The organism is Paractinoplanes durhamensis, from assembly GCF_016862175.1.
GTDB lineage: Bacteria > Actinomycetota > Actinomycetes > Mycobacteriales > Micromonosporaceae > Actinoplanes > Actinoplanes durhamensis.
Map to the genome: position 1 here is coordinate 95,040 of NZ_BOML01000031.1, position 20,354 is coordinate 115,393.

General features: G+C 71.2%; 11 protein-coding genes. 6 read left to right on the top strand and 5 right to left on the bottom strand.

Translation table 11 applies throughout. The features are described 5' to 3' along the window. The first annotated feature begins 160 nt into the window (after nt 1-160). Nucleotides 161-985: an LLM class flavin-dependent oxidoreductase gene (locus Adu01nite_RS18190; RefSeq protein ID WP_203728077.1), complete on the top strand. Its 825-nt coding sequence runs from the start codon at nt 161-163 to the stop codon at nt 983-985. On the opposite strand, the gene Adu01nite_RS18195 is transcribed toward Adu01nite_RS18190, so the two are convergent. The 3 genes from Adu01nite_RS18195 to Adu01nite_RS18205 all read right to left on the bottom strand — a co-directional run bounded on the left by Adu01nite_RS18195 (nt 982) and on the right by Adu01nite_RS18205 (nt 11,247). Then, a complete protein-coding gene (locus Adu01nite_RS18195) occupies nt 982-1,764 on the bottom strand; it encodes a polysaccharide lyase family 7 protein (protein WP_203728078.1) in 783 nt (260 codons plus the stop codon). The genes Adu01nite_RS18190 and Adu01nite_RS18195 overlap by 4 nt on opposite strands. 139 nt (nt 1,765-1,903) lie before the next feature. Further along, nucleotides 1,904-2,083, bottom strand: a complete 180-nt coding sequence (locus Adu01nite_RS18200) for a Flp family type IVb pilin (RefSeq protein WP_203728079.1) — start codon at nt 2,081-2,083, stop codon at nt 1,904-1,906. Nucleotides 2,084-2,202: 119 nt separating this feature from the next. Further along, entirely contained in the window at nt 2,203-11,247 is a 9,045-nt protein-coding gene (locus Adu01nite_RS18205) for a SpvB/TcaC N-terminal domain-containing protein (protein WP_203728080.1), read from the bottom strand. Between the two features lie 125 nt (nt 11,248-11,372). On the opposite strand from Adu01nite_RS18205, the gene Adu01nite_RS18210 reads away from it, so the two are divergent. Both Adu01nite_RS18210 and Adu01nite_RS18215 read left to right on the top strand, forming a co-directional pair. Further along, on the top strand, nt 11,373-14,138 hold the full coding sequence (locus Adu01nite_RS18210) for an AfsR/SARP family transcriptional regulator (protein ID WP_203728081.1): 2,766 nt from the start codon (nt 11,373-11,375) through the stop codon (nt 14,136-14,138). A 113-nt stretch (nt 14,139-14,251) separates the two neighbouring features. Then, on the top strand, nt 14,252-14,764 hold the full coding sequence (locus Adu01nite_RS18215) for a CAP domain-containing protein (protein WP_203728082.1): 513 nt from the start codon (nt 14,252-14,254) through the stop codon (nt 14,762-14,764). A gap of 67 nt (nt 14,765-14,831) precedes the next feature. Here Adu01nite_RS18215 and Adu01nite_RS18220 read toward each other — a convergent pair whose 3' ends face one another. Together Adu01nite_RS18220 and Adu01nite_RS18225 are read right to left on the bottom strand one after the other, a co-directional pair. Next, on the bottom strand, nt 14,832-16,238 hold the full coding sequence (locus Adu01nite_RS18220; protein WP_203728083.1) for an aminobutyraldehyde dehydrogenase: 1,407 nt from the start codon (nt 16,236-16,238) through the stop codon (nt 14,832-14,834). Then, entirely contained in the window at nt 16,235-17,512 is a 1,278-nt protein-coding gene (locus tag Adu01nite_RS18225) for a glycosyltransferase (RefSeq protein ID WP_203728084.1), read from the bottom strand. Before Adu01nite_RS18225 ends, Adu01nite_RS18220 begins: the two co-directional genes overlap by 4 nt. A 109-nt stretch (nt 17,513-17,621) precedes the next feature. Between Adu01nite_RS18225 and Adu01nite_RS18230 the strand changes: the two genes are divergently transcribed. From Adu01nite_RS18230 to Adu01nite_RS18240, 3 genes are read left to right on the top strand one after another with little or no spacing between them, the layout of a single operon-like run. After that, nucleotides 17,622-18,233 (top strand): TetR/AcrR family transcriptional regulator, encoded by a 612-nt coding sequence (locus Adu01nite_RS18230; protein WP_203728085.1) that lies wholly within the window; start codon nt 17,622-17,624, stop codon nt 18,231-18,233. Beyond that, nucleotides 18,230-19,255 carry a hypothetical protein gene (locus Adu01nite_RS18235; RefSeq protein WP_203728086.1) on the top strand — a complete coding sequence of 342 codons (1,026 nt, stop codon included), beginning with the start codon at nt 18,230-18,232 and terminating at the stop codon, nt 19,253-19,255. Before Adu01nite_RS18230 ends, Adu01nite_RS18235 begins: the two co-directional genes overlap by 4 nt. Beyond that, a complete protein-coding gene (locus Adu01nite_RS18240; RefSeq protein ID WP_203728087.1) occupies nt 19,252-20,226 on the top strand; it encodes an SIS domain-containing protein in 975 nt (324 codons plus the stop codon). The genes Adu01nite_RS18235 and Adu01nite_RS18240 overlap by 4 nt, the downstream gene beginning before the upstream one ends. The last annotated feature ends 128 nt before the right edge of the window (nt 20,227-20,354 follow it).

Sequence of the window (20,354 nt, forward strand, 5' to 3'; positions counted from 1 at the left end):
ACTTGAAGTGAGACGCTAGGCATCGATGGGTGTCTCCGAATCAGGGAAAACCCTTGCGCCACCCGTGGGAGCGCTTTCCGGGCCATACTCCCTAGGTCGTACGACGGAAGCATCCCCAGGTCGGACGACCCCCGCCGGGCACCCGCGAGACGATGCCCGGATGACCGAGCGTGAGTTCCGATTCGGCGTCGTCGCCGGAAATGCACCGTCCGGCGCCGAGTGGGCCGCCACCGCGCGGCGGGCCGAGGAGCTGGGCTTCGACACCCTGCTCGTCCCGGACACCCTGCAGACGTTCGCCCCGTTCCCGGCACTCGCCGCGGCCGCCGCCGCGACCTCCACCCTGCACGTCGGCAGCTATGTGCTGAGCGCCGCCAACCGCTCCCCCGGGCTGGTCGCCTGGGAGACGTCCACGTTGCAGCAGGTGAGCGACGGCCGGTTCGAGCTCGGACTGGGTGGCGGCCGGCCGGATGCGGCCGAGGACGCCGCCACGCTGGGCGGCGATTTCGGTACGCCGTCGGACCGGCTCCAGAGGGTGGCGTCGACGATCGCGGCCGTCCGCAAGCTGGAGAACGCGCCGCCGGTGATGATCGCCGCGAGCCGGCCCCGGATGCTGCGACTGGCCGCGGCCCAGGCCGACATCGTGGCGCTCGGCCTGCCACCGCAGACCCTGGAGCCGGAGCTCGCGCGTACGGTATCGCAACTGCGCGACGCGGCCGGTGAGCGCTTCGACCAGCTGGAGCTGCACCTGAATGTCGCGGCCGTGGCCGCGACCGTCGACGCCATTCCGTCGTGGCTGTCCCGGATGGTCGGTGGCGATCCGCGCGACATGGCCTGGAACGGCGGCATCGCGTTCCTGGTCGGCTCGGCCGAGCGGATCGCCGACCTGTTGTGCCGGCGCCGGGAGGAGTTCGACGTCTCCTACATCGGGGTGAACGCCCTCTTCATGGAGCAGTTCGCCGAGGTGATCAAAGTGCTGCGCGGCTAGCTGTGCGTGACGGTGAGGCTGTAGAACTTCACCTTCGCGCCGTTGCTGGTGCTCTCCGAGGAGGACTGGTTGTAGGAGCCGGCTTTGAAGTACTGCCGGTACGGGTTGAAGGACGACGGGATCGTGTACGACGTCTTGGTCCCGTTGACCGTGAGATTGATCTTGTTGCCGGTCACGTTGATGACGTAGGTCCACTTCACGCCGAGCGCCACGTTGCCGACCTTGTGCAGCGTCTGCCCGCCGGCCGGCGAGTTCTCGGTGCCGAGGTAGATGTCGCCGTTCGGGCGGTAGTAGAGCTCCAGCAGCGGCTTGGTCGACGAGCCGCCGGTGCCGAGGTGCACCTGCCCGACGCAGACGTTCTTGGTGACCGACGGGATGCGCAGTTGGGCACTGAGCGTGTGGCTGCCGGCCAGCGTCCAGTTGGCGGCCGAGCCGTCCCGGTTCATCTCGCGCAGCTCGGACCGGGCGTAGTTGGAGTTGGGCGTGGTCACGCCCTTCTCCGGCGCGAAGAAGGTCATCGAGCCGTCGGTCTTGTCGGTCCAGAAGTAGGCCGGGTTGCGGTACCCGCTCGCGCCCTTGAGCTTGGCCGCGGAGATGGTGTCCGGCGAGCCGGGTGAGCCGGTGGGCAGCTGGAGCTGCCAGATGGCCAGGTCGAAGTTGCCGCCGGGCGGCAGCGTCGGGTCGAGGGTGGCGGCGGACGCGTTGGTGATGCCGAGGACTCCGAGCGCGCCGACCACGACGGTGGACAGGGCGACCGCGAGCAGCTTCCGTCTGTGCATGGGGATACCTACCTGTTAGCCGTCTCGGGGGGATTGGCAAGGTGGTTAACAGTAGGCCGGCACATCGATGTCTAACTTTAAATAACCTTAAATCTATGGAGGTCATCCGGCCGCCCCAGCGGCCGGATGAACCCCGAGATCAGAACTTCGAGGTCAGGTTGGTGAAGACGTCGCTGAGGTGGGTGCCGAAGGCGCTGACCCCGACGATGATCACGATCGCGATGAACGTGACGAGCAGGCCGTACTCGACCGCGGTGGCACCCTCGTCGTTGTCGAGGGCACTGCGCAGGTAGGCGGCGATCATGTTGAGCTTCGACATCGTAGGACTCCCCTGGTCAGCGATCTGGTCACCAGCCAATCGGACGCCACGGCCGCCGGTTTAGCGGCCGTGGCGCCCGACTCGGGTGCGGTCGATGTGCGATCCGGGTGCGGGCCGGTTCAGCGCCAGCGGCCGTCCTTCAACTGCTGGCGGACCTGATCCAGGGCCGCCTGCGCCTCGGTCGCGTTCTTCGCCCTCGACAGCAGATCGTTGACGTAGTCGTAGTAGTAGCCGCTGTGGATCACCGAGTGCGCCGACGCTCCGGTCGGGTTGGCCGAACCCAGGTTCTGCGGGAGGAACACGCCGTTCTCCGCCGAGTTGACGTCGATGCCGAACTTCTTCAGCACCTGCCGGGCCGGATCCGCCCTCACCGCGCCGCTGGCCACGATGTGGTGCGCCGCGGTCTCGGCGGGCCGGGCGATCCCCGCCTTCACCATGGCCGCGCCGAGGATCTCGGCGTTGGTGGAGCAGCTCGCGTTGTGCACCAGGACCGGGACGGCGCCGGCCAGCACGTAGAACGTGTGCACGCCGCTCACGGTCAGGTTGAACATGTCCTGCCCGGCGAGCTTGGACCGGACCCCGACGACGGTCACCTCGGTGCCGTCGGCGGTCCGCAGGCGTTCGCCCGGCCGCAGGTCGGCGGCGATCACCCAGGCCTTGCGGGTGCCGTCCCAGAACGGGTGACCGGCGGTCGAGTGGACCACCTGCACGGCGCCGGAGCGGTCCCGGACGGTCACGTCGGTCAGGTCGGTGTCGAGGTTGACGTGCGTCTCGGTGACCGTCCGGATCGACGTTCTCCCGGTGGCCGGGTCGGTGGCCAGGACCTTGTCCCCCGGCTTGAGGTCGGCGATCCGGGTGGTCGAGCCGTCGGCCCGCAGCACCGGGGTGTCGGCGGCGAACGAGTTGCAGCCGAGCCGGCCGCCCGCGGTCTCCGCCGATGCCGCCGCCGATTCGGTCTTGCCGAAGAAGCGGGACTTCGCGGCGTCGATGACCTTGCCACCGACCTTGCCGGCCGCGGTGCCGAGGCCGTGGAAGATGACGCCGTTCTCGTAGTCGGCCTTGGTCTGGTCGAGGCTCTGCGCCTCGCCGGTGATGGTCCGGGTGACGCTGCTGCCGACCGCGTTGGCCACCCCGGCGACCTGCCCGCGGACCAGGAAGCCGGCGCCGAGCGTGGCGCCCTCGATGGCGCCGTTGACCGCGCCGCCGGCCGCCGCGCCGACCAGTCTTCGGGCGCTGAACTCGCCCGCCCGGTACTGCGCGTAGCCCTCGAAGCCGGTGCTGATCACCGCGCCGATCGCGGCTCCGGCGGCGATGGTGATCCAGCGTCCGTCCGGGTCGGCCAGCCGGACCGGGTTGTTCCCGGCGTAGGTGTAGGCGGACAGGTTGCCCGGGTTCCCGACGCCGCCGGCCGGTGCGCCGTCGAGGTAGCTGCCGATCATCGGGTCGGGCGTCTGCCAGACCGCGGTCCGCGGGTCGTAGTAGCGGGCGCCGAAGTAGTAGAGCCCGGTCTCGGTGTCCAGCTCCTTGCCCGCGAAGCCGTACGGGCTCGGGGCCGCGGTCGTCCGCTCGGCGGCCCAGCTCTCGCCGGACGGCAGGTACCGGTTGTGCTCGACGACCTTGCCGGTGCCGTCGGTGCCGTACGCGGTGGAGCCGAGGTGGTCGGTCTGGAAGTAGAACTGCGCGCCGGTCTGGACGACCTTCGACACGATCCGGTCGCTGCCGACGAAGACGTGCTTGTAGGTGGTCGAGTTGCGCTGGGTGAAGTTCTGGTTGGGGTAGACGGCGAGATCGTTCGACCCGCCGTCCTTGACGACCCGGTTGCCCTGATCGTCGTACACATAACGGGTCTCGCAGGAAGAAGACGACGAAGAAGCGGTTACGAGTACGAGGTCGGTAGCCGACCCGCTGCTGCCGGAGCAGGCGAGCTGGTTCGCGTCGTTCCAGGTCAGCTGCAGTTTCTGCTTGCCCGGGCCGGACCGTGACGTCATGTTGCCGTTGGCGTCGTACTTGAAGGTGAACGGCCCGGCGGAGCTGGGCGCGTGCGGCTGGGTGCCGTTGTAGGCGTACGCGTACTGATAGCTGGTGTCCTTGACCGCGGCCGCCACGCCTCCGGTGACCAGATCGTGGGTCTGGTTCTTGCCGGTGATGTTGCCGATGCTGTCGTAACCGAGGGTGAGCTGGAACTGGTCGGTCTTGCCGGAGGCCGGGAAGTAGCTGCCCTGCGCGGTGGTCAGCCGGTTGAGGTCGTCGTAGCCGAACGACTCGGCGCCGGTCCCGCCGAGCCCGCCGAGCGGCCCGGCGGTCTGGGCGATCGAGGTGACGTTGCCGATCTGGTCGTACCCGTAGCTGGCGTTCTGGAAGGTGGTGCCGTCGGCCTGGCTGGATTGCAGGGTGGCGAGCCGGCGGTCGGCGGCGCTGTAGGTGTACGCCGTCCGCACGCCGTTGCCGGTCTGCATCAGCGTCCGCTGGCCGAAGACGTCGTACTCCATCTTGGCGAGGTAGGTGCTGCTGCCGATCGCGCTGTCGACCAGGCCGCCGCTGTCGTAGTGGTAGGTGAGCACCTCACCGTCCGGGTAGGTCATCCGCTGGACCCGGTTCCACGTGTCGTACTGGTATTTCGTGGTGTAGGTGGTCGCCTTCGAGACCCCCTCGGTGACGGTGCGGGTCTCGGCGGTCAGCTCGCCGAGCGGCCCGTAACCGCGGGTGACCGTGCCGGCCGCGTCGACCACCTTGGTGACCCGGGCGGCACCGTTGTCCGCCGCCCCCGGCGCGCCGTAGTAGTAGCCGACGTCGTCGTCGGACGGGTAGTCGATGCCGGTGAGCCGGTTGTAGTCGTAGGCGTAGGTGATGGCGTCCCGCTCGGCGGCGAGGACGGCGGTGACCTCCTTGACCAGGTTGCCGGCCAGGTCGTACCCCATGCTGGTCCTGCCGGTGTCGGGGTTGTCGACAAGGGTCCGGCGGCCGAGGTTGTCGTAGGCGCTGCGGGTGGTGTTGCCCTTGTCGTCGACCACCGCGGTGACCTGACCGAGCGGGTCGTGGGCGTAACTCGTCCAAATGCCGGCCTGCTTGACCGCGGTCTCCAGCATCCGGGCGTCGCTGTAGGTGCGGGTGACCGCGCCCTTCGCGTCGGTGGTCGCCGACTCGAACTGGGTGGTGCCGGCCCGGTCGGCGCCGAAGCCGTAGGCCACCGTGGTCACCGTTCCGTCCGGCAGCACGGTGCGGGTCGGCCGGTCGAGGATGTCGTAGTCGAGCCGGGTCGGCGCGATCGTGTCGACCTTGGTGCTGAAGCGGGTGTTGAGGACGCCCTTGGCCTCGCTGACCGGGTACGACTGGGCGACCATCCGGCCGGCGAAGTCGTGCACGATCCGGCCGGACACGGTCATCGCCTCGACGCCGCCGAGCGTGACGTCCTTCTTGGTCTGCAGGATCCGGCCGAGGCCGTCGGTGAAGACGACGGTGTCGATCGAGTTGGTGCGGATGGTGCCGTCGGCGTTGCGGTCGATGTTGCGGGTGACCGCGTACGGGGTGGCCGCCTCCGGGTGGTACTCGATGTCGACGGTCGGGTGGTTGGACGCGGTCTCGTACGGGCCGGTGATCGTGTCGGGCCGGCCGACCCGGTCGTAGAGGGTCCGCGACTGCTGCCCGTTGACGTCGGTGCTGGTCTCGATCTGCCCGAACTTCAGGTTGTAACTGGCCGTCGACGTGTAGCCGAAACTGTCCGTGGTCGAGGTGACATAGGTGGCCAGCGCGGGGTCGTAGGCGTACGTCAGCTTGTACCGCTGCCCCTGGGCGTTCGATGGCTGGGTGACCGACTTGAGGTTGCCGTCCGCGAAGTAGAGCAGGTCGGTGGTGGCCACGCTGCCGTCGGCCAGGTAGGCCCGGAACTGCTTGAGGTCGCCGTTGGCGCAGTCCACGGTGGCTTCCCGGTGCCGCATCAGCACCCCGCCGCCGCGCACGTCGACCGACTTGGGTTCGCCGACGATGTTCGTCGCCCGGCAGGCGGTGTCCTCGTACGTGAAGCGGGTCTTGGTCTCGACGTCGTCGGCGGTGCCCGCGTCCCCGGCGTCGAACTGCCGGACCACGTTGCCGACGTCGTCGTAGCTCGACTCGGTGTAGGTCGACTTGCCGGCCGTCGCCTGCCCCTCGAAGTAGCGCTCGTCGCTACGGACCAGGGCGGGGAAGAACCCACCGGCGGTCGCCCGCAGCTGGTAGCTGCGGGCGGTCTCCTGGAAGACCCGCCCGCCGGCGTCGGTGGTCCGGGTCGCGGTGAGCAGACCGCGGGTGTAGTGGCTGTCGGTCGCATACGTGCGGGTGGTGGACCGGTAGACGGCATCGGCCGTGTCCCGCAGCTCGGTGACCACCGACCCGTAGCCGCGGAACTGCCGCTCGAGCCGGTCGTAGACGCCACCGCCGTAGCGGAACGTGGTCACCTGGCTGTCCACCCCGTCACCGGCGTGGCCGTCGGCGACCGCCACCCGGCTGAGCGTGAACTGCGACTGCGGCTGGTCGAAGGTGTTGCCGGCCCGGGTGTAGTCCAGGTCGATCCGCGAACCCATCGGCCGGCTCACCGTCTTGAGCAGGTTGGTGCGGCCGGTGGTGTTCTCGGCGACGGTCAGCTGGTTGTCGCTGGTCGAGCGGAGCTGGTCGGCGAACCCGTCGCCGTTGATGTCGCGCAGCACCTGCTCGGTGCGGCCGACGCCGGTGCTGACGCTCGCGCCCGGGTTGATGATCACGCAGCCCGCGATGATGAAGAAGCAGGCGTGGAAGGTGATGTACGCGCCGCCGCCGAGCTGCGCGTTCGCGTCGTCGTTGACGCCGGACGGGCCGCCCGCGAACGGCTGCGGTTCGGCGAAGCCGGACCCGGTGTTGATCGCCACCCGGATCGGGTTGCCGGCGAACACCCGGTCGGCGAGGCCGTCGCCGTTGACGTCGGCCAGGCTCGCGTTGGTCGAGCTGTGGCTGGTGCTGAACGAGGCGCCACCGGCGAAGCCGTAGAAGTCGGTGTTGAAGCCGATGTTCGCGCCGCTGCTGGTGCTGTCGCCGGCGTTGAGCTTGCCGCCCGGCCACGGTTCCGGCGCGGCGAACCGGTAGCCGAGGTTGAGCGCGGCCCGGCCGTCGGCGTAGACCCGGTCGGGCAGGCTGTCGCCGTTGATGTCGAGCAGGTCGAACGCGGTGTCGGAGCGACCGGTGCCGAGGTTGCCGCCGACGCCGAGCGGCGGCATGTCGTTGCCGGTCTGCGCGGAGTTGGCGGTGGCATCGGCGGGCGGGGCCGCGTGGCCGCTTCCGGTGGTGATGGTGCGGGCGGCGCTGCCGGCACTGGCGTTGCCGGATTCGGTCGCGGTGCGCCGCACGTCGCCGTCCGGCAGGGTGGCCCGGGTCGCGCCGAGCGTGCCGGTCGGGTCGGTGTACTGGATGCCGCCCGCGCCGATGACGTCCGGGAAACCGTCGCCGTTGAGGTCGAGGTAGTCCAGCTCGGCGGTGCTGTCGCCGGTGGCGATGCTGCCGCCCAGGCTGCCGATGCCGCCGGAGACGCCGCCGGTCAGCGAGATCTGGGTGGAGCGGGACAGCCGGGGTACGGCGTTGACGGTGGCGAAGTCGCCCGCGGCCGGCACCGCGATCGCCTCGGTGCCGAGCCGGGAACTGGCGGCGGTGCCGGGGCCGGCCCAGGTACGGTCGTCGGCGGCCCAGCGGTTGCCGGCCGGGTCGGGGGCGTAGGGGAACGCGTCCGGCGGGCTGACCCTCGGGTCGGCGGCAAACTCGTCCTTCTGCGCCTGCGGGTCCACCGAGGACGGCAGGTCGGCCGTCCACGACTCGTCGATGACCAGCCTGTTCTGCGCGATCGGCCCGGCGGCGTTGCCGTTGTAGCCGATCACCCCCCAGCCGCGGTACGGGCGGGGGAAGGCACCCTCGACCGCGGCCCGGTGGAGCGCGCTCGGGGCGTCGGTCAGTGCCGCGGGATCGAGGCCGGCCTGCACCGAGCCGCCGGTCACCGCGGCGTCGAGCGTGCTGAGGTCGAAGAAGAGCTCGTCGCCCTCGGTCACCGGAACCACCAGGTCGCCGTCCCCGACCACCTTCTTGGCCAGCAGCGCGCCCCGCTTCTTGACGGTCAGCACCGTGCGACCGTCGCCGGTCACCGCCGGCCGCACGGTCAGGTCGCCGGTCGCCGGTGCGACGTACGCGGCCTGCGGCGCGGTCAGGTCGTCGACGGTGTAGGTGTCGATGTCGTAGGGCGCGTTTATCGACGAGCCGGGATAGGACGCGGTCGGCGTCCACGAGATCTGGCTCAGGTCGATCGGCGAGTCGGTGTGCACCCGCCAGGTCAGCGCCTGCCCCTTGGTGACCGGGATGTCGAGGTCGACGGGGATCGAGCCGGTGTCGGCGGCCGCGAGCGTGCCGGTGAAGACGGTCTGGCCGTCCCGGGTGATGACCGCGGTGACGTCGTCGGTGGTCGCGCCCTTCTTGGTCAGGGCGCCGGCCAGGTGCAGGGTCCCGTCGGTGGGTGCGGTCACCGTGCTCGCGCGGCCGGCCAGGGTGAAATCGGTGGAAGCCTGGTAGCCGTACACATCAAGGCCGTTGACGTCGGTGGTTGCCGGCAACCCGGGGTATGCGATGTGCGGATCCCAGGCGACCTGGTCGAAGGCGCCGTCGAAGCGGGACTGGATCCGGAAGTAGAGCCGGTCGCCGCGCTTGACCGTGACGGCGTCCACATCGGACGGATCGTGCGTCCCGTGGTCGGTCGCCCCGATCGTCGTTGCCCACAGCTCGCTGTCCTCGCGCTGGATCGCGACGCGCACGCCGTCGGCCTTGGCGTAGTCCGCCGGCTCGCCGGTCAGCCGCGCTCCGCCGGAAATGGCCACGGTGCCGTCGTAGGGCGCCACCCAGCGGCGCACGGTGTCGACCAGCGGGTGCGACTCGATCTCCCGCTGCCGGTCCGCGGTCAGGTCCCCGACCAGCCCGGCGGCGTCCACCGGGGCCGACCCGATCGGCACCGGCGTCTCCGACGAGAGCCCGTAGACCGGCGCACCGTCCGCGCCGATCCGGCCGAACAGCACGGTGCCGCCGTCCACCAGGTCGGTGATCCCGTCCGCGTTGACGTCGGCGAGGTAGCGGGTGGTCGTGGTGAACGTGTCCACGTGGTCGAGCTGGACGGCCGCGCCGCCCGGGTAGCTCTCCACGCCGACCGTCGAGGAGCTGCTGTTCTGCCGGAAGATGCCGGGCAGGTTGCGCAGCGGCAGCACCTCGTCGGCGAACCGGGCCTGGCCGCCCGGCCGGAACAGGTTCTTGCGGTAGACCACCGAACCGTCGCGGGTGAACACCTTGTCCGGCAGGTTGTCGCCGTCCACATCGGCCAGCGCGAGCAGGCCGGTGTCGGTGGTGCTGTTGAAGCCGGCCTTGATGCCGGTCGAGTTGGTCTTCGAGCGGGTCGGGCCGAAGCCGACGTACAGGTGGCCGCCGGCGCTGGTGCTGCTGTTCGCGTTGAGGGCGCCGGCCTCGCCGCCGCCGACCGCGCCGAGGGCGGCGTTGCGCACGTCATCGTCGGGCGAGGTCCACGACACCGGATCGAACGCCTGGTACGCGCCGGAGCCGTCGCGCACGTCGTCGTAGTAGCCGAACGAGTGGGTGACGAACGGCAGGTTGTCGTCGCCGAGCTCGGTCACCGACTTCAGCAGCGTCTTGCCGAACGCGCCGGTGGTGTAGTCCAGGTCGTAGGCCCGGATCGGCAGGCTGTCCAGGGTCACCTCGATCCGGCGCAGCAGGTCGGCGGTGACCCGCTTGAAGCCGCCGCGCGCGTCGATCGAGACGTCGCCGCGGCGCGCCTCCTCGAGCTCCCGGTCGCGGATGAAGGTGACCGCGTAGGGTCCGTCGGCGTTCGCGGTACCGGTGTAGGTGATCTTCTGCAGGTAGAGGTTGCGGCCGGGCACGCTACCACCGGTGATCCCGGCGTCCTCCTGGATCACGGTCTGCAACCGCATCACGTTGCCGTGCGTGTCCCGCACCTCGCGCAACGCCCACTCGAAGATGTGGCCGGCGTCGTCGGCGAGCGTCGACTGCGGCGTGCCGCCGTAGAAGCTGCGGGTGCCGGACTTGTCGACGATCTCCCACGAGTACGCCGAGGGCGCCGACCCGTGCCGGATGATCTTCGCGAACGAGCCTTCGACCCGGGGATGAAAAACCTTTTCCGCCGTACGGGCGACCAGCGGCCCCCGGTTCGCGACCGGAGCGAGCTGATCGGCACCCAGCTGGTAGGTCTCCGACTCCAGACCGTTGTCGTAGCGCGGCACGCCCCACCGGGTGTCCACGGTGATGGCCGGGACGGTCAGATCCCAGCCCTGGCCGAGCCAGCTGTTGGCGCCGGCCGAGTGGTAGCCGATCGACAGGTCCGGCTGCACGCCGGCCCGCCCCGCCGGCACCTCGATCGGGTAGGACAACCGGGCCTCGCCGGTGCTGGTCGCGCCGGGCGGGCTGATCATGGTGACCCCGGTCGCCGGGTTGGCGGCCTGCAGATCCTTGATCTGGGTCGGGTTGAACGAGGTGCCCTGCGGATACTCGGGCAGGGTCAGCACCGCGTTCGCGATGTCGGTGAAGTGGTCGGTGCGCGAGACGACCAGGTGGTTCTTCTCGTCGACCCGGACCCGGTCGAGGGCCTTCCAGCAGCCGGCCTGATCGTCGAAGAAGAACGAGTAGACGTCCTGCGGGCGGAAGTCCTTGGTGACGGTGGCCGGGTCGTAGGGCAGGGCGATCTCGATCGGCGCGGCGAACCGGTAGGGGTGCGGGGTGAACCGCCAGCCGCGCTGGACACCGCCGGTCACGTTGGCCAGTTCGTCGCCCATCTGCGGCAGCTCGGCCGAGCTCAGCGCGCTGATCCCGATCTCGATCGGCGAGGAGACCGCGCCCGGCCCGACCGTGAGACGGACGCCCTGGTAGTCGATCGTGGCGCCGGCCGGTGCGACCGCCACCCGATGATCGGCGGCCACGACGTCCTTGGCGGTCACCGTGACCTGCTTGGTCGTCGTGCCGGTGCAGCCGTCGGGCGGCGGGGTGGCGGCGGCCGGCTCGTCATTTGCCGCGGCGGCCATGGTGGACAGTTGGCCCGCGCTGCCGGGCAACCCGGCCATGATCAGTATTAGTCCGGCCAGGCACGCCACGATTCGGCGTGCGGTCACATTCGTCCCCATTGCCGCCCCCGGGTCCATCGATGAGCATCCCGCGAAATGATTGATGGTTGTGATGGTGTGCGGCGTTGTGAAAACGTTGTGGCGCCGTGTATATGCACCGTGGGGGCGGGGTCATGACCGAGCTACTCCTGTTGGGTCCGGTCGAGATACGGGTGGCCGGCAAACCGGTCGCGCCCCTGCAACCCCGCCAGCACCACGTGCTCGCCGCCCTCGTCGTCGACGCCAACCGCCCGGTCACCTGGCCGACGCTGGTCGACCGGGTGTGGGGAACCGACGTGCCGGACGGCGCCCGCACCGCCATGCGCGCCCACGTGTCCCGGATCCGGGTGGCCCTGCGGGTCGCGGCCGAGCTGGGCGGCCGCCCGGTCCGGGTGATCCGCGGCAGCGGCGGCTACCAGGTGCAGGCCGAGGAGGACCAGATCGACCTGCACCGGTTACGCCGGCTCGCCGACCGGGCCCGGAGCACCGCGGCCGGCGCCGACCGGGTCCGGCTGCTGCGCGAGGCGGTCGGGCTGTGGCGGGGCGAGCCGCTGGCCGGGCTGCCCGGCGACTGGGCCGGCCGGGTCCGCTCGGCCTGGCAGCACGAGCGGCTCGACGTGGTCGCCGCATGGGCGCTGGCCGAGCTGGAGGCCGGCAACGCCGCCACGGTCACCGCCGCCCTCGCCGACCTCACCGAGGAACACCCGCTGGTCGAGTCGGTCGCCGCCGCCTACGTGCGGGCACTGCACGCGGCCGGCCGCACCGCCGAGGCCCTCGACCGGTACGCCCGGGTCAGCCACCGGCTCGCCGACGAGCTCGGGGTCAGTCCGGGGGCCGAGCTGCGCCGGGCCCACCAGAGCGTCCTGCACGAGGAACGCCCGGTGCCGCCGATGGTGTCCTACCGCGCGCCGCCACCGCCATCCGGGCCCCGGCAGCTGCCGCTGGACGTGCGCGGCTTCGTCGGCCGCCACGACCACCTGGCCCGCCTCGACGAGTTGGCCGACGACCCCGGCGCGATCGTGCTGATCCGCGGCACGGCCGGGGTCGGCAAGACCACCCTCGCCGTGCACTGGGCGCACCGGCTCACCGACCGGTTCCCGGACGGGCAGCTCTACCTCAACCTGCGCGGCTTCGACCCGGCCGAGCCGCCGATGGACCCGGCCGAGGCGATCCGCCGCTGCCTGCTCGCGCTGGACGTGCCGGCCCGGCGGATCCCGGCCGGGCTGGACGCCGTCGCCGCGCTGTTCCGGTCCGAGCTGGCCGGCCGCCGCCTGCTGATCGTGCTGGACAACGCGCTCGACGAGGCCCAGGTCCGGCCGCTGCTGCCCGGCACGCCCGGCTGCCTGGTCGTGGTCACCAGCCGGGGCACCCTCACCGGCCTGGTCGCGGCCGAGGCCGCGCACCCGGTCGACCTCGGGCTGCTCAGCACCGACGAGGCCGCCCAGCTGCTGAGCCGGCGCCTCGGCGCGGACCGGGTCGTCAACGAATGGCAGGCGGTCACCGGTCTCATCGAGAGCTGCGCCCGGCTGCCGCTGGCGCTGGCGATCGCCGCCGCCCGCGCCGCGGCCCGGCCCACCGCGCCGCTCGCCGCCCTGGCCGGCGAGCTGGACCGGGCCCGCGACCGGCTGGACGCGCTGGCCGGCGCCGACCCGCACACCAACCTGCGGGCGGTGCTCGCGCACTCGTACCATGCGCTCTCCGCCCCGGCCCGGCGACTGTTCCGGCTGCTCGGCCTGCACCCCGGCCACGACATCGCGGCCCCGGCGGCGGCCGCGCTCGCCGCGCTCGCGCCGGCTGAGAGCGGCACCCTGCTCGCCGAGCTGACCGGCGCATCCCTGCTCCTCGAGCACCGGCCCGGCCGCTACACCCACCACGACCTGCTCCGCGCGTACGCCGCCGAACTGGCCGCGGCCGACCCGGACCACGACGCCGCCCGGCTCCGCGTCCTCGACCACTACCTGCACACCGCGTACGCCGCCGACCGGCGCCTCTATCCGGCCCGCGACCCGGTGTCGCTGGCCGCGCCCGGGCCGGCGGTGCGGCCCGAGTCGTTCGCCGACGAGCGGGCCGCCCTCGACTGGTTCGCCGCCGAGCACGCCACCCTGCTGGCCGCCATCGACCACGCCGCCGCGCACGGCCTCGACGCGCACGCGTGGCAGCTGGTCTGGACGGTCCGCACCGTGCTCGGCCGGCGCGGTCTGTGGTCGGAGCTGGCCGCGGTCACCCGCACCGCGCTCGCCGCCGCGGTCCGCCTCGACGACCCGGCGGTCCAGGCCCGGGCGCACCATCAGCTCGGCACCACCAGCGTCCGGCTGGGCCGGCTCGACGAGGCCGAGGACGAGCTGAACCTCGGCCTCACGCAGTACCGCGAGCTGGGCAACCGGACCGGCGAGGCCCGGGCCCACCACCACCTGAGCTACCTCTTCGAGCGGCGGCAGGCGCCCGAGCGGTCGCTGGCCCACGGCCGGCTGGCCCTCGAGTTGTACCGGCAGGCCGGCCACCGCAACGGCGAGGCGCACGCCCTCAACAGCATCGGGTGGTACACCGCCCAGCTCGGCGACGACCGCGAGGCGCTGGACAGCTGCCGCCGGGCGCTGGCGATCTTCGAGGAGTTGGGCGACGAGCACGGCCAGGCCAACACCCTCGACAGCCTCGGCTTCGTCCAGCACCGGCTCGGCGCGCACGCCGAGGCGGTCGACTGCTTCCGGCGGGCGCTGACCCTGTTCCGTACGCTCGGCAATCGCTTCAACGAGGCCGACACCCTGACCCGCCTCGGCGACACCCACCAGGCCGCCGGCGCTCCGGCGGCCGCCCGCGAGGCGTGGCAGCAGGCGATGAGCATCCTGACCGACCTGCGCCACCCGGACACCGGCAAGGTCCGGGCCCGGCTCGACCGCTGAGCCTCGGTTGCGTTTCGGTGAGGCGGGGGTGCGGGTCGGTTTACCCGCTCACCGCGCGGCGCTTCCCCCCGATCGGTATCTCGCCAGACACCGCATGCCGAGGGAGACACACTTTGAAGCGCTTCGTTCGCCGCGCCGCCGTCATCGCCGCCCTGGTCGCCGCGCCCGCTCTCGCGAGTGCCCCGGCTTTCGCCGCCGACAGCGCAGCCTCGAAGCCGAAGGTGTCCACCAGTGCGATGACGCAGCTCGAGACCGAGGTCGTGCGCCTCACCAACGTGCAGCGCACCGCCAAGGGCTGCCCGGCCCTGCGCATCGACGACCGGCTGATCAAGGCGGCCCGGGCGCACAGCGCCGACATGGTCGCCGAGCGCTTCTTCGACCACACCGGCTCGAACGGCAGCACGTTCGTGGCCCGCGAGGTCGCGGCCGGCTACCCGAAGCGGGGCGCCTCGGCCGAGAACATCGCCTGGGGCTACCGCACCGCCCAGGAGGTCGTCTCGCGCTGGATGAACAGCCCGGGCCACCGCGCCAACATCCTCAACTGCGGCAGCATCGCGGTCGGCGTCGGCGTCGCGTACACCGCCGGCGGCGCGCCGTACTACACCCAGGACTTCGGCCGCATCTGACATCAGAAGGTAGGGAAGACGGCCGGTGCTGGCGGGCACCGGCCGTCTTCTGGTTAACCGGGTAAAGCTAAGCGGGCCGGAACGAATCCCTGGCCACCGGGGCCGCGTGCTTGATCATCAGGTGCCGGGTGACCGAGTACTCCCCGATCGCCTCCTGGCTCATGTCCTTGCCGAAGCCGGACCCCTTCACCCCACCGTGCGGCGCCTCGGACGCGATCGGTAGGTGATCGTTGATCCAGGTCACGCCGACGTCGAGCCGATGCGCCACGCGCAGCGCCCGGCCCACGTCCCGGGTCCAGATCGACGACGCGAGCCCGTAGCGGGTGTCGTTGGCGAGCCCCACCGCCTCGTCCTCGGACGAGAACGGCACCACCACGATCACCGGCCCGAAAATCTCGTCCTGCACGATCTCGCTGCCCTGCGCGGCGTCGATCACGAGCGTCGGCGGGTAGAAATATCCCGGCCCGTCGGGAACCCGGCCACCAACCGCCACCCGTGCCCCACCGTCAACGGCCCGAGAGACAAAACCGGCAACCCGATCACGGTGTACGGCGGAGATCAGCGGCCCGATGTCGGTGTCCGCCGCCCACGGATCGCCCGGCCGGATCCGCCGCAGCGCATCCTCCAGCGCCGCCACCACATCCTTGTACACCGACTTTTCCACGTAGACACGGGTCGCGGCCGTGCAGTCCTGCCCGGTGTTGTAGGTAGCGCCCATCGCCACCCCGCCCGCCATCTCCGCCAGGTCGGCATCGGCGAACACCACCGCGGGCGCCTTGCCGCCGAGCTCGAGGTGCACCCGCTTGAGCCCGTCGACGGCGCCGCGCATCACCTCCCGCCCGGTCGCGGTCGACCCGGTCACGCTGACCATGTCGACGCCGTCGTCCCGGACCAGCGCGGACCCGATCGCGGCTCCCCCGGTGACGACCCCGACCAGTCCGGCCGGCGCCCCCGCCTCCTCGAAGAGACGCGCGAGCGCGAGCGTCGACCGCGGCGTCTGCGGCGCCGGCTTGATCACCACGGCGTTCCCGGCCGCCACCGCGGGACCGATCTTCCACACCGCCATGACCAGCGGAAAGTTCCACGGCGCAATGGACCCGACCACGCCCACCGGCCGGCGGATCAGCATCGACGTGTAGCCCGACGAGAGCACCCCGGCGCCGGTCCCGTCGAGCGACCGCGCCGCCCCCGCGAAGAACCGCAGGTTGTCGACACCGAAGGTCAACTCCCCGTCCCGCATGACCGGCAGCGGCTTCCCGGTCTCCTCGACCTCCAGCCGGGTGATCTCCTCGGCGTCCCGTTCCACCAGGTCGGCGACGCGGAGCAGCACCCGCGCCCGCTCCCCCGGCGTCGCTTCCCGCCACTGCTCAAAAGCACCGCGAGCGCGGGCGACGGCCTTGGCGACGTCCGCGACCGCACTGTCCGGCATATCTTCCAGCCGCACGCCGGAGGCCGGGTTCACCAATTCCGTCACTTGCGCTCCAACCCGATCTTCTCGATGGCGTCCGCCGCGACGCGTACGCCGTCGGCCGCCCGGATGGCCGCACCGTCCGCTTCGAGCTTGGCCCGCAGCGCGTCGTCGCCGAGCAGCCGGTCGATCGCCGCGTGCAGTTCCTCGTCGCGGAAGCCGTAGGTGTCCAGCCGGACCCCGTAGCCGGTCTCGTCCACCCGCTGCGCGTTGTCGTACTGGTCCCAGAACAGCGGCAGCACGATCATCGGCTTGCCGAAGTGCATGGCCTCGGTGGTCGTGTTGTTGCCGCCGTGCGTGACGACCAGGTCGACCAGCGGGATGATCGAGGTCTGCGGCAGGAACTCGGCCCCGATCATGTTGTCGGCGAGCTCGATCTCCTCGTGCAGCGGGCCCTTCGACACGATGTAACGGTGCTCGGTGGCCCCGAGGGCGGCGACGACCCGCCGCATGAGCTCGACGTCGGCCGACCCGAGCGAGCCGAGCGAGAAGTAGATCAGCTTGTGCCCGTCAGCGAAGCCCTCCGGCAGATCGTACGAGTCGTCGGTCTCCCGCACCGACGATTCGAGGCGCTGCCAGTTCGGCCCGAGCCGCCGCGACTTCCGGTAGTCGAGCACCTCCGGGTACACGTACAGGTTGTGGTCGCCCTCGTGGATGAACTCGAGGTCGGGCAGCGCCGGCGCCCCGGTCGAGACGACCCAGTCGTTGAACTGCTCCCACATCGGGCGGTGCGTCCGGTCGTACTCGGCGAGGAAGTCGGCCCACCCGCTGCGGTCGTCGGCCGGGTAGCCGGAGAACACCGGCGCGATGTCCGGCCCCTTCACCTCGAGCGGGTTGCACGACACGATCCGGACGAACGGCACGCCCGCGGTGTTCAGCGCCGGGAACGCCACCACGTTGTCCTCGACGATCACGTCCGGCTTGACCCGGGCGATGATGTCGAGCAGCTGCGGCTGGCAGAACCGGGCGCCGTCGATCAGCTCCTGCCAGACCGGCTTGACCCAGGTCTCCAGCTGCTCGATCGTCGGCTTGCGGAACTCGGGCGCGGTGTCCCGGATGAAGTCCTTCCAGAACTGCCCGGCGTCCTGCGGCTCGTCCGGCGCCGGGGCCAGGCTGACCAGGTCTTCCTCGAAGCCGAGCGCGGTGAGCTTGCCCGCCCACGACGCCTCGGCCGCGAACACCACCCGGTGCCCGCGCTGCCGCAGCACATGGCCGATACCGATGCAGTTGTTGGTCGGCCCGTAGGCACTCTCGGGCATGAACAGGACCGTGAGGGACATCGACTCTCCCGGGTTGGCTTGTTGAAGGTGAATTCAACAAGCGCCCTTGCGCACAGTCAATATGCAGAGCCTATGGTTATGGCCGCATATTGAATCGGGGAGCTGGAAGATGGCAACGCGGAAGTCGAGGACCGAGCGCCGTGCCGACCTGATCCAGGCGGCGCAGCGGGCGATGCTCCGGCACGGGCCCGACGGGGTGCTGCTCAATCAGGTCGCCGAACAGGCCGGTCTCACCTCGGGCGCGGTGCTCTACCACTACCCCGACCTCAGCGATCTGCTGCTGGAGGCCAACCAGGCCGGCATGGAGCGCTTCTACGAGCAGCGGATGCAGCGCCTGGCCGGCCTGACCGACCCGGCGGCGAAGCTGGTGGTGACGATCCGCTCCGGCCTGCCGGTCGACGGCGAGGACGCCGACGTGCGCCTGCTGTGCGAGCTGGGCGGCCTGGCCGGCCGCAACCGGGTCTACGCCGCGCTGCTCACGTCGCTCTTCGACCGCCAGGTGTCGATGTACCAGACCATCCTGGAGACGGGTGCGGCGCAGGGCGCCTTCACCCTCACCGCCGATTCGCTCACCCTCGGCCGCAACCTGGTGGCCTTGGAGGATGCGTACGGGTACCGCATAGTGGCCCGCCATCCGACGCTGCGCACCGACGAGGCGGCCGAGCTGATCCTGTCCTACGCCCGTCAGGTGACCGGCAACCCGCTGCGGGCCGCCGCGTGACGATCGCCCCCGCAGCGTCGGCCGACCTGGTCGACGCGATCACCACCGGCGCCGCACCACCCGGCTTCGACCTGCGGATTTACGTGCCGCTCGGCCCGGTCCCCCGCGACGAGCGCCCGATCACGGTCGACCAGACCAACGTCTCGGTCGTGGTCGGCGAGCGGGTGGTGGTCAAGTGGATGCGCACCCCCGAGCCGGACGCCCGCGCCCCGCGCCTGCTGGCCCACCTGGCCGCGGCCGGCTTCACCCGGATGCCGCCCCCGCACGCGGCCCTGTTCCGCGACGGCGCCCTGGTCGCCCTGGTCACCGGCTTCCTCCCGGAGGCCGAGGACGGCTGGGACTGGTGCACGAACGCCCTGCTGGCCTCGCTCGACGGCGGCCCCCCGGCCGACTTCGCCCCCGACCTGGGCCGACTGGCCGCCGACCTGCACGCCACCCTTGCTCTGCTCACCAACACCACCCCTGCTCTGCTCACCAACACGAGCAGCCCAGCGCTGGCCGAAGCCCTTGCCGCCGTCGGTGACGACGCCGACGGCGTCTGGCTCCGCGACGTCGCACCGCGAATCTCCGCCGACATTTCCGCTTTATCGGGCTATGTTTCCCCGGCGCCGCCGATCGAGCTGCACGGTGACCTGCACGTCGGGCAGGTGCTGCGCTGGCGGGACGGCTACGCGGTCACCGACTTCGACGGGAATCCGACCGTCACGCCGCGCCCCGAACCGGTCGCCCGCGATCTCGCCCAGCTGCGCACCAGCGTCCTGCACGTGGCCGAGATCGCGAACCGCCGCACCGCGGGCCGGCACCGCGAAGCCCTGCTCGCCTGGGGCCGCGAGGCCGCGGATTCCCTGCTCACCGCGTACCGGGCCGGCCTGGCCGCGCACGGCTGTGCCCACCTGCTCGACGAGAAACTGCTGCGGCCCTTCGAGGTCGAGCAGGAATGCCGCGAGCTGATCTACGCGGCCCGCTTCCTCCCCCGCTGGCGATACGCGCCGATGGGTGTCCTCCGATCCTGGTACGGGTGATCACGTTGGATCCGGCACTGTTCAAGGCCGACCTGGAGGCCAAGCCGGCCGCCCTGCGCGCGCTGGCCGCCCGGCTGGCCACCGACGACCCGTGGGCCTTCGCCGGCCCGGTCCGCCGCGTGATCTTCCTGGGCATGGGCAGCTCCCGCTACGCGGCCCAGGTGGCCGCCCGCCGGCTCCGCGCGGCCGGCATCGACGCGGCCGCCGAGTACGCGTCGGCCGACGGTGGCTTCCCGTTCCCCGGCGACGACACCCTGATCGTGGCGATCTCCGCCTCCGGCACGAGCCGGGAGACGCTCGACGCGGTGGCCAAGATCCCGCGTTACGTGGCCCTGACCAACGTCCCGTCCTCACCTCTGGCCGAACAGGCGACCGCCGTGGTGGACATGGCCGCCGGCGTGGAGGCCGGCGGCGTGGCCTGCCGCTCGTTCCAGCACACCCTGGCCCTGCTGGACGCCCTGGTGACCCGCCTGACCGATGGCCCGGACACGGCCGCACTGGTCACCCGGGCGGCCGAGGCCACCGAGGACCTGCTCGACCGCCGCGACGCCTGGTTCCCCCGCTGCGCCGAGTTGCTCGGCAACGCCGACGGCATTTTCCCGATGGCCCCGGTCGAACGCCTTTCCTCGGCCCTGCAATCGGCACTGATGTTCCGCGAGGGCCCCCGGGTCGCGGCCGACGGCTGCGAGACCGGCGACTGGGCGCACGTAGACGTATATCTGACAAAGACTCTCCGGTACCGATCGCTGTTGTTCCCCGGTTCCCGATACGACGAGCAGGCCCTCGAATGGATGCACAGCCGAGGCTCCACGATCGTGTCGGTCGGCGGCGCGGCGCCCGGCGCGGCCTTGGCGGTCCGCTTCCGGCACGACGACGATTCCCGGGTACGCCTGCTGACCGAAACCCTGATCGCCGAGCTGGTCGCCGCCGATTGGTGGGCCGCTTCGGCAAAGGCCCAGGTCAATCCATGATCGACACGTTCGGAGCGATCAACCGAAACGCATTCGTTCCATAGTCGTACGTGAATATACTTTTTGACATTAGACGGTGATCGATTTCAACGTCGAGACTCCTGGATCAACAGCCGCGTTCCGCGACT